This window comes from Cellulomonas aerilata, assembly GCF_007991755.1.
In the GTDB taxonomy this organism is placed as follows: domain Bacteria; phylum Actinomycetota; class Actinomycetes; order Actinomycetales; family Cellulomonadaceae; genus Pengzhenrongella; species Pengzhenrongella aerilata.
Map to the genome: position 1 here is coordinate 89,669 of NZ_BJYY01000004.1, position 8,562 is coordinate 98,230.

The 8,562-nt window shown below is 77.6% G+C and carries 7 protein-coding genes; 5 read left to right on the plus strand and 2 right to left on the minus strand.

The window, feature by feature from the left end:
* Positions 1 to 71 precede the first annotated feature (71 nt).
* Positions 72 to 2,648 carry an ATP-binding protein gene (locus tag CAE01nite_RS04875; RefSeq protein ID WP_186816420.1) on the minus strand — a complete coding sequence of 859 codons (2,577 nt, stop codon included), beginning with the start codon at positions 2,646 to 2,648 and terminating at the stop codon, positions 72 to 74.
* Positions 2,649 to 2,886: 238 nt separating this feature from the next.
* Between CAE01nite_RS04875 and CAE01nite_RS04880 the strand changes: the two genes are divergently transcribed.
* The 4 genes from CAE01nite_RS04880 to CAE01nite_RS18020 all read left to right on the plus strand — a co-directional run bounded on the left by CAE01nite_RS04880 (position 2,887) and on the right by CAE01nite_RS18020 (position 6,422).
* A complete protein-coding gene (locus CAE01nite_RS04880; protein ID WP_222595823.1) occupies positions 2,887 to 3,471 on the plus strand; it encodes a GNAT family N-acetyltransferase in 585 nt (194 codons plus the stop codon).
* A 125-nt stretch (positions 3,472 to 3,596) separates the two neighbouring features.
* Positions 3,597 to 4,517: a CPBP family intramembrane glutamic endopeptidase gene (locus CAE01nite_RS04885; RefSeq protein WP_146900776.1), complete on the plus strand. Its 921-nt coding sequence runs from the start codon at positions 3,597 to 3,599 to the stop codon at positions 4,515 to 4,517.
* A gap of 49 nt (positions 4,518 to 4,566) precedes the next feature.
* Positions 4,567 to 5,499, plus strand: coding sequence for an ATP-binding cassette domain-containing protein (locus CAE01nite_RS04890; RefSeq protein ID WP_146900779.1), 933 nt, complete (start codon positions 4,567 to 4,569; stop codon positions 5,497 to 5,499).
* The gene (locus CAE01nite_RS18020) at positions 5,496 to 6,422 is read left to right on the plus strand and encodes an ABC transporter permease (RefSeq protein ID WP_186816421.1); all 927 of its coding nucleotides are present in this window, start codon (positions 5,496 to 5,498) and stop codon (positions 6,420 to 6,422) included. Before CAE01nite_RS04890 ends, CAE01nite_RS18020 begins: the two co-directional genes overlap by 4 nt.
* Before the next feature lie 92 nt (positions 6,423 to 6,514).
* Here the strand turns inward: CAE01nite_RS18020 and CAE01nite_RS04900 are convergent, their stop codons facing one another.
* The gene (locus tag CAE01nite_RS04900) at positions 6,515 to 7,381 is read right to left on the minus strand and encodes a Gmad2 immunoglobulin-like domain-containing protein (protein WP_146900781.1); all 867 of its coding nucleotides are present in this window, start codon (positions 7,379 to 7,381) and stop codon (positions 6,515 to 6,517) included.
* 332 nt (positions 7,382 to 7,713) lie between these two features.
* On the opposite strand from CAE01nite_RS04900, the gene CAE01nite_RS18025 reads away from it, so the two are divergent.
* On the plus strand, positions 7,714 to 8,562 hold an 849-nt coding region (locus CAE01nite_RS18025; protein ID WP_186816422.1), incomplete at its 3' end, for a hypothetical protein.

Consider the following 8,562-nt stretch of genomic DNA (forward strand, 5'->3'; position numbering starts at 1 on the left):
GCGGACGGCCCGCCCGCCCCGGCGTGCCGGGTGCCGGCGGCGCACCGCCGACCGGCGGGCACCAGTGGGGGTCAGGCCTGCAGGGCGAAGGTGACGGCCTCCGGCACGCTCAGCGCACGTCCGGCGTCGAGGGCGTCGTCGAAGGCATCGGCGCCGAGCGCAGCGCGCGCGGCCTGCTCGGCAGCCGCCCGGCGCTCCCCGTCCGGACGCAGGTACGCGTAGGCGCCCGTGCCGACCGTCTCCCGCAGCGCCTGGGCCGCGCCGAGCAGGACGGCGACGCGGTCGGGCCCCTGGGGGGCCGGCCCGAGGCCGGCCAGCCCGTCCAGCAGGTACGCCAGGGCCGAGACGTCGTGGTTGCGTGCGGCCAGCTCGACGCCCTCGCGCAGGTGCGTCCGGGCGCCGGCCGGGTCACCGGCGGCCACGCGGGCCTGCGCCAGGTTGAACAGCGCGACGTACGTGGTCAGCAGGTCACCACGGCCCCGGGCCAGCGCGAGGCCCCGCTCCATCTCCGCGGCGGCGCCGTGCGGGTCGCCGTGCAGCAGCTGGACGGTGCCGAGCCACACGTGCACCAGCGAGGTGATCCAGATGCCGTCCTGCGCGAGCCCGTAGCCGAGGTCCAGCGCGCGCCGCAGCTCGGTCTCGGCGCTCTCGAGGTCCCCGACCGTCAGCCTGGCGAGCCCGCGGCCCGCGCGACCGGTGCACTCCAGCCCCCGGTCGTGGAGCTGCTCGCCGACCTGCGAGGCCTGAGTCCAGTGCTCCGTCCCGGCGGCGACGTCACCGGCGGCGTAGGCCATGGTCGCCGCGGTCAGGTGCGCGCGCCCGAGAAGACCGGGTGACAGGTCGGTGCACAGGCAGTCCTCGGCGCGGCGCCGGCCGACGGAGTACTGCCCCCGCAGCCACCAGTAGAGCCACATGGCCCAGGTGATCCTCCCCGCCGTCTCGCTCTCGCCGAGGTCCAGGGCCCGGTCGATCGCGACGAGCAGGTTCGCCTCGTCCGCCTCCGTGCGGGCGAGCCACAGCACCTGCTCCGCCCGCTCCAGACCGGTCGCGGCCCGCTCGGCCAGCTCGAGGTACGCCGCGATGTGCGCCCGGAACAGCCGTTCCGCCTCCGGGTCGACGAGCAGCGCGCGAGCGTACTGCGCGACCGGCGCCAGCATGTCGTAGCGGTGGGCCCCGTCCGGCCCGGTGCGCACCACCACCAGCGACTGCTCGACCAGCCCCTCCAGACCCGCGAGCACCGCACCGCGCTCGAGCACCCCGCTGAGCTCGGCGATGCGCTCCACCACGTCGATGGTCGCTCCCGCGCGGCACACGGCGAGGGCACGGAAGAGCGTCTGCTCCGGCGCGCTGAGCAGCCCGTAGCTCCAGTCGAGGGTGGCGCGCATGGTGCGCTGCCGCGGCGGCAGGTCCCGCGCCCCGGACGCCGACGTGGCGTCGTCGAGCCGGTCCAGCAGCGCACGCGGGCTGAGGAACCGCAGCCGGGCGGTGGCCAGCTCGATGGCGAGCGGGAGGCCGGCCAGGCGCTCGCACAGGCAGGCCAGCGCCCGGACGTCGTCGACATCGAACGACGCGGCGGGGGAGACGGCCCGGGCACGGGCCAGCACGAGCGCGCCGGCCGGCGCGGCGGCGAGGGCGTCCGGCGTGCCGGCGTCCGTCGGCGGCAGGGCCAGGGGTGCCACCGGGTACTCCTGCTCGCCGCGTACCCGCAGGGGCGACCTGCTCGTCACCAGCACCGTCACGTCCGGGCACGAGCCGACCAGCCGGACGACGTCGGCCGCGGCACTGAGCAGGTGCTCGGCGTTGTCCAGCACGAGCAGCATCGGCACGTCGCGCAGGTGCTCGACGAGCAGCGTGAACGCGGCGGGACCGTCGGCCCCCGTGGCGCCCACCGCGCGCCCGATGGCCGGCACCACGGCCGCGGCGTCGGTCAGCGACGCCAGCGCGACGTGCCGGACGTCCCGCACGCCGTCGGCGGCGACCTCGTCCGACACCGCCGCGGCCAGTCGCGTCTTGCCGACCCCACCGGGGCCGGTCAACGTCACCAGACGCGCCGAGCCCGCCCGCACCAGGGCCGTCACGGCCGCGATGTCGTCGTCCCGGCCGAACAGCGGGGTCGCGGGCACCGCGAGCCCCGCGTCGTCCGCCGCGCGGGTCGCCGACGGGCGCGCCGGCCCGGCGGCTGCGGCCGGTGCCGGCGCGACCGGTGGACCAGGTCGCCGCGGTGCTCCGGGCGGCGTGGCGAGGTGCACGGCGCGTCCGTGCAGGGTGGGGGTCGAGGCGTGCCGGCGGACGCCCTGCGTCGCCGCCGTGGCCGGGGAGGTCGCCGACGTGACCATCTCGGGCTCACGCCCGGGGCCGCCGGGGGCGCCGGGGGCGCCGGGGGCGCTGTCCGCGGCGGCGCGGCGCCGGCTCGGCACGGCGGCGATCAGCGCGGCGCGCGCGTCCGGCGCGAGGTCCAGCGCGTCGGCGAGCGAGCGGACCGTGTGCGGGTAGGGGTGCGTCCGGGTGCCCCGCTCCAGCGCGCTGACCGCGTACGCGGTCAGGCCCGCGCGGCCGGCGAGCTCCTCCTGCGTCAGGCCCGCGCGCTCCCGCAGCGTGCGCAGCGCCGCCGCGAACGCCTGCGTCCCCTCGCCGGTCTCCCGGGCCACCGGGGGAGCGTATCGCCACGGTCCGGGCGGTGTCCGGGGGTCGGTCCTTCCGGCGCCGGGCGACCCGGTACGCGCGACGGCCGACGCGGTGAGGGCCGACGCCGGCGACGTCGACGCGGGCGACGGCCGGACGGCCCGGCGCGAGCGTCCGGGAAGTGTGCGGGTGGCGTCCGTGGACCGCTCGGGGCGCGGTTGCGAGCGTGGTGGTGCCCTGCCACCCGCCCCACGGAGGTGCACCGTGCCCGACGTCGCGCCCTGGGTCCCGGCCGGCTGGCGCGCACCGGACCGGCTCGACGTGCCGACCGGTCACCACCTGCGGCCGGTCCGCGCGTCGGACGCCGATCTCGACCTGTGCGCCGTGACCGGCTCGCAGGAGCGGCTGTGGTCGGTGCTCGGCGCGGCACGGGGCTGGCCGCGCGCGGGCCTGACGGTCGAGCAGGAGCGCCGGGACCTCCGCCGGCACGAGCGGGACGCGGCCCGCGGGGTGTCCTTCGCGTACGCGCTGCTGGACCGCGGGGAGACCGAGGTCCTCGGGCACGTGCACCTGGAGCGGGCGCGCGGGTCCGGGGCCGACGGCGACGTCTGGTGGTGGGTGGTCGACCCCCTCGTCGGCGGACCGGTCGAGGCGGCGCTGGGGGAGGCGGTGCCCCGCTGGGTGGCGCTGCGCTGGCCGCTGTCCCGCCCACGCTTCGTCGGCCGGGACCTCAGCTGGTCCCAGTGGTCGGCGCTGCCGGACGACCCGGGCGTCGGGCTGCCCGGCCGCCCGTCGGCGTCCGCCGTGCCGGCGGCCACGGGGCCCGGCCCGGGCCTCAGTGTGCGGTGAGTGTGCGGCCGGTGACCGTGGTGCCGCCGCGTCCGCAGCGGGACGGTGGACCGGTCACCTCACCGGTGGCGCCGACCGGGACGGACGTCCCACGGCCGGCCCGACGTCGTCGCAGGAGCTGCCCCATGGTCACGCACGACACCCCGTCCGGACGGCTCCTCCGCCCGGTCCGGGCCCACCCCGTCACCGCGTTCCTCGTCTGGTTCTTCACCGTCGGCCAGGCGGTCGCCTTCGCGCCGGTGGTCCTCGCGGCGAACGGCGTCGACGTCCCGGTCCAGCCGTTCATCGTCGCCAGCACGCTGGTCGGCCTGCTGCTGCCGGCGCTCGTGCTGACCCGGCTGGTGGACGGTCCGGACGCGCTGCGGGCGCTGTGGCGCCGGGCGGTCGACGTCCGGGTCGGGCTCGGCTGGTACGTGCTCGCGGTCGTCGGTGTCCCGGCGGTCACCCTCGGCATCGCCGTCGCGCTGCTCGGGCCACCGACCGGGACCGTGCCCGCGCTGGGCGGGCTGCTGGTCGGCAGCTTCCTCCTGCCGCTGGCGTTGACCCTGCTGCCCAACAACCTCTGGGAGGAGGTGGCGTGGGCCGGGTTCGTGCAGACCCGTCTGCAGGCCCGCCGCGGGCCGGTCGTCGCCGCCGTCCTCACCGGGGTCCTGTTCGCCCTGCAGCACGTGTCGCTGGTGGTCGGCTCGGGTCCGGCCGCCGGGGCCGTCCTGCTCGCCGTCCTGGCCGTCCTGGCCGTCCCGTTCCGGGCCCTGATCGGCTGGGTGCTCAACCGCACCGGGAGCCTGTTCCTGGTGGGCCTGATCCATGCCACCGGCAACGCCGCCGCCACCGGGAGCGGCTTCGGGCCCGGGCTCCTGGGCCGCCTGTACCCCGGCGACACGACCGCCACGACGGCGCACCTGCTGGCCTTCCTCGTCCTGGGCCTCGTGGTCCTGGTCGCCACGCGCGGACGGCTCGGCGCACCACGCCCCGCCACCGCCTCGCCGAGGCCGGCCACCGTGGCCGACCCCTCGTCGCTCGGCTCGTCCGCCGCCGCCCGCTAGGGCCGTCGGCACCCCGGGCGGACCGTCCCCATCCCTGAAGGAGCTCCCTGTGATCGAGATCCGCGACCTCACCAAGAGGTACGGCAGCACGACGGCGGTCGACCACCTCACCGTCACCATCGCACCCGGTGTGGTCACCGGGTTCCTCGGACCCAACGGTGCCGGCAAGTCCACGACCATGCGGCTGGTGCTCGGGCTGGACCGGCCGGACTCCGGCCAGGCGCTCGTCGGCGGCCGGCCGTACGCCCGGCACGAGGAGCCGCTGCGGCAGGTCGGCGCACTGCTCGACGCCCGTGCCGTGCACCCCGGACGCCGCGCGGTGGACCACCTGCGCACGCTCGCCGCGAGCAACGGCATCGGCCCCGCACGCGTCCGGGAGGTGCTCGAGCTCGTCGGGCTCGCCGACGTGGCCCGCTCCCGTGCCGGCACGTTCTCGCTCGGCATGGGGCAGCGGCTCGGGATCGCCGCCGCGCTGCTCGGCGACCCGCCGGTGGTCATGCTCGACGAGCCGGTCAACGGACTGGACCCGGACGGCATCATCTGGGTCCGGCGGCTGCTGCGGTCCCTGGCGGACGAGGGCCGGACGGTGCTGGTGTCCTCGCACCTCATGAGCGAGATGGCCCTGATTGCCGACCACCTGGTCATCCTCGGCCGCGGTCGGCTGCTCGCCGACGTGTCGCTCGCCGACATGATCGCGTCCACGTCGGGGCACGTCCGTGTCGCCGCCACCCAGCCGGACGCGCTGCACTCCCTGCTGCGGCCGCACGCCACGTTGGTGACCCCCGACGGGGACGCGCTGGCCGTCACGGGGATGGGCACCGAGCAGGTGGCGCGGCTCGCGCACGACGCCGGCCTGCTGCTCGTGGAGCTGACGCCCGTCCACGCGTCGCTCGAGGAGGCCTACCTGCGCCTCACCCAGCACGACGTCGAGTACCGCGCCGCGGTGCCCGACCCCACCGACCTCAGGAGCGCAGCCGCATGAGCCGCACCACCGCCCCGTCCGTCGCACCGACCGCCGCCGGCGGTCCGGGCCGTCCCGCGCGGACCGCCGCAGGGGTCGCACCCGCCCGCGGCGGGTCCCCGGCCACCGCGCCCGCTGCCGGCCACGGCGTCCGTCCACCCGCCGTCGGCACCGTCACCGCGGTGCGGCGGGCGGCCCGGGCCGAGCTGCTCAAGGTGCTCACGCTGCGCTCCACCCGTGCCGCCGTCCTGGTCGCCATGATCTCGCTCGTCGTGCTCGCGGCGTTCATGGCGGTCGGCTCGGTCGTGCAGGAGGCCCCGCCGGACCCGTCCCTGTCCGCGGCGGACGTCGTCCTGGGCGCGACGGTCTCGGGCGTCACCCTGGCGTTCTACGCCGCCGCGACCCTCGGGGTGATCGCGGTGACCGGCGAGTACGCGTCCGGGACGATCCGCTCGACGCTGGCCGCCGTCCCGCGTCGTGGCGTCCTGGTCGCCGGCAAGGCCCTGGCCGTCGTGACGGTCGTCCTCGCCTCGACCCTCGTCGCGGCCGTCCTCGCGCTCGTGACCGTGCGCCTGGTGCTCGCGTCCGGCGGCGTGCCGACCGCCACGGACCCGGCCGTCACGGCCCGCGTGGTCGTCGGGACGGCGCTGCACCTGAGCGTGGTCGCGCTCGTCGGCTCGGGGTTCGGGTGGCTGCTGCACAGCACCGCCGGCGCGATCGCGTCGGTCGTCGGGCTGCTCGTCGTGCTGCCGGCGCTGGCGTTCCTGCTGCCGCGCCCGGTGGCTGACGTCGTGCGCCCGTTCCTGCCGGACGTCGCCGGCGCGGCGGTGTACCAGCCCGTCCCGGACCTCATCGGTCCCTGGACCGGGTTCGCCGTCTTCGCGGCCTATGCCGCCGTGGTGCTGCTCGCGGGTGCGGCGGCGGTCCGGCGGCGCGACGTGTGACGAGGCGCCGCGCGACGCCGAGGCCCGGGCCGGCTCGACGGTCCGGGCCGCCGCCGGTCCCGGTGGACCGGACCCGCGTGAGGGCACCGGGGTCACGACACGGTGATCGTCCGGGTGTCCGTCATGGGGGTGCCGGCCTCGCCGTCCGACGGGTCGTCCTCCGAGATCTCGACGGTGTACGTCCCCGGCGCGAGCTCCAGGGTGAAGGAGAACGGCGCGAACACCTGCCCCTCGCTCGTGGTGGTGAAGCCGGACGTCACCTCGGCGCCCGCCGTGTCCAGCACGCGCCACGGGAGGGTGGCCTCGAACACCGCGGCCTCGCCGGCCACGGTGACCGGGGAGCCGGTCGCGGCGCCCTCGGTCGGCTGGTCGATCTGGACGAGCTGGCGGACCGAGAGCGGGTCCTGGCGGGGCACGGGCTCGGTCCAGCTCACCGCTCCCCACAGCTCACCGGCCGGAGCCCCGTCGACGGTGAGCAGGACCGGGGTGGTGTCCGCGTCGGCCGCGTCGGTCACCGTCCACACGAGCTGCTGCACCATGGTCGCCGCCCCCTCGGAGCCGACGGTCGCGGTCCTCGCCTCCGCGCTGAGGTCGACGACGATCGCGGCTCCGGTCCGGTCGACGCCCAGCACCCGCGTCCCGGGGTCCCACGCCGTCGTGTAGTCGGGGTCCTCCGCGCCGGCGATCATCCGCTCGACGGCGGCCCGGACGGGATCGGTGCCGGTCGTGGTGGCGGTCTCGCGGGCCAGCCGGATGCCGGCGCGCGTGTCCACCAGGTAGTAGACCGGGACCACCTGGGGTACGGGGCTCGCGGTCGGGGACGGCGTGGGGGTCGTCGTCGCGGACGGCGACGGTGACGGCCCGGCCGTGGACGGCGGAGCCTGCGGGTCCCCGGACGTGCAGCCGGCCACCAGGGCGGTCAGCACGACCGCCAGGACGACGGGACGACGGTGAGCCATGACGACCCTCCTCCGCGCGACCGGCGGCACAGCGCCGCACGAGCCTGCTGACCTGCAAGTTTACTCCTGCTCGGGCCTCGCGGCGAGAGTCCGGCGGGGTGATGCGCGGGTGCGGCCACCCGGCGTCGACGCGAGGTTTTACGGAGATTTATGCCCGGCCTGGTGCGATGGAGCCCACGCACGAGAGGGGTGACATGGCGAAGGCAGCGCAGCCGCGGTGGCGCACGGGGACGAGCCCGGCGAGCCCGGCGACGACGACACCGACCGCACCGACCGGACGGACCGCCTCGGCGGCCCCTCCGGTCGGGAACGCCACGGTCGACGCCGTCCGCGTGCCCGCCTCGCCTCTGCCCGCCACGCCCCTACCCGCCTCGCCCCTGCCCGCCACGCCCCTGCCCGCCTCGCCCCGGGGGCAGCACCCCGGCCGCGTGCTCGCCCAGGTGGCGCGCCGCGGCGTGGTGGTCGTGGCCGCAGGGGTCCTCGTCGCGGGTGACCTGGGAGGCGCGGGCACCGCGCCCAGCGCGGTGTCGTCGGTCGCGTCGGCCGCGTCCCAGCGGTCCGAGCGGTCCACCCTGCGCCTGGAGGCGCAGCGGCTGGCGGCGTCCGAGCGCACGGAGGCCCTGGCGCTGGCGAGGGCTGCCCTGGACGCGGCCGCGGCGGCCGACGCCCTCAGCCGTGCGGCCCGTGACGCGGCTCTCGAGGTGAGCGCCGCGGCCGACGGAGCGGTCGCCCACGCAGGGACGGCTCCCGGGCTGAGCCCGGAGCAGCTCGCGACGCTCGAGGCGATCCGGCTGGACGAGGACGCCGCTGCCCTGCCCGGCCCGCTCGAGCGGCTGCGCCCGGTGCGCTCCCGCGCCGCGGTGGACGCACGGGAGGCCGCGATCGACCGTGCCGACCGGAGCGCGACCGCACGGACGTCCGCCTCCTCGGCGACGCAGGACGACGCCACCGAGGCGGGTGCGGGGACGGCCGGCGACGGCGGCACGGCGGCCTCCGGCGGGCCCGACGTCGCACCGCTCGCCGACGCCGCACCGCTCACCGACGACGCACCGCTCTCCGACCCGCACGCCGGACCCGGGCTCCCGACGGCACCGGACGCGACCCCGCAGGACCCGGCCGTGCCGGACGCGACCCCGCAGGACCCGGCCGTGCCGGACGCGACCCCGCAGGACCCGGCCGTG

Bases quoted from the DNA above. Each gene is read 5' to 3' on its own strand.
- CAE01nite_RS18020 (WP_186816421.1), top strand. From the start codon at position 5,496: ATGAGCCGCACCACCGCCCCGTCCGTCGCACCGACCGCCGCCGGCGGT.
- CAE01nite_RS04885 (WP_146900776.1), top strand. From the start codon at position 3,597: ATGGTCACGCACGACACCCCGTCCGGACGGCTCCTCCGCCCGGTCCGG.
- CAE01nite_RS04900 (WP_146900781.1), bottom strand. From the start codon at position 7,381: ATGGCTCACCGTCGTCCCGTCGTCCTGGCGGTCGTGCTGACCGCCCTG.